Annotated in this window: 1 protein-coding gene; it reads left to right on the forward strand. The window is 55.3% G+C overall.

Annotated elements, in window-relative coordinates; all coding sequences use genetic code 11:
* A partial coding sequence (locus FHS09_RS22500) for a transposase (protein WP_221192204.1) occupies positions 1 to 1,040 on the forward strand: 1,040 nt, incomplete at its 5' end.
* Between the last annotated feature and the right edge of the window lie 34 nt (positions 1,041 to 1,074).

A 1,074-nucleotide genomic window follows, 5' to 3' on the forward strand; every position in this document is an offset into this window, starting at 1 on the left:
GTATGGACGGACAAAGTGTGGGCCAGCTGCGGAAAGTCAATCGACAGGTGGCTCTGGCGCGCCTCGCCGCAGAGAATCTGGCCCGCATCACCTTGGACTTCGACGGCTCGGTGCTCTCCACCGGCCGTTTCGCCGAGGGAACGGCCGTGGGCTTCAACAAGAAGAAGAAAGGCCAGCGCAGCTATTATCCGCTGTTCTGTACCATTGCCCAGACGGGGCAGGTGTTTGATGTCTGGCATCGCCCCGGCAATGTCCACGACTCCAACGGCGCCAGGGATTTCATTCTTGATTGTATCCGTGCACTCCGGGCAGTTTTGCCTCGGGTGGTGGTTGAAGTTCGTATGGACAACGCCTTCTTCTCGGATGATATTGTGTCTCTGCTGGAGCAGGAAGGCGTTGAGTTCACCATTAGCGTGCCTTTCGAGCGGTTCGCTGAGTTGAAGGGACTGGTTGAAGGCAGAAAGCGCTGGAATCGGATCACCGGCGGCTGCGGCTACTTTGAGGCACAGTGGAAGCCAAAGAGCTGGGGCGGCAAGCAGCGGTTTCTCTTTATCCGCACCTCCAATCGCCGACAGTACAAGGGGCCAGTACAGCTGGATATGTTCATTCCCTATGAATATGGCTACGACTTCAAGGTAATTGTCACCAACAAGACCACCAAAGCGAAAAATATCTTGGCCTATCACAATGGTCGCGGCGCACAGGAAGGCATCTTTGCGGAACTGAAATCCCAGACCCAGATGGGTTACATCCCGAGCTTCCGGCAGGCTGGAAATCAGGTGTTTACGCTTGCGGCCATTTTTGCGCACAACATCAGCCGGGAAATGCAGATGATGGCCAACGAAAAGCAACGGACCACGACTGATCGCCGGGCTCCACTGTGGATCTTCGAACAACTCGATACGATTCGGCGCAAGCTGATACAGCGCGCTGGCCGTCTCACCCGCCCACAAGGCTCGCTGACACTGACCATGAGTGCGAACAGTGCTGTCAAATCGGAGTTGTTGCATTATCTCGATGCCATGAAATCTGCGGCCTAGTCGCGGAAGTGTCAAAATTTATGCAATGATTGGG

The sequence above is a fragment of the Microbulbifer rhizosphaerae genome (genome assembly GCF_014191725.1).
GTDB lineage: Bacteria > Pseudomonadota > Gammaproteobacteria > Pseudomonadales > Cellvibrionaceae > Microbulbifer > Microbulbifer rhizosphaerae.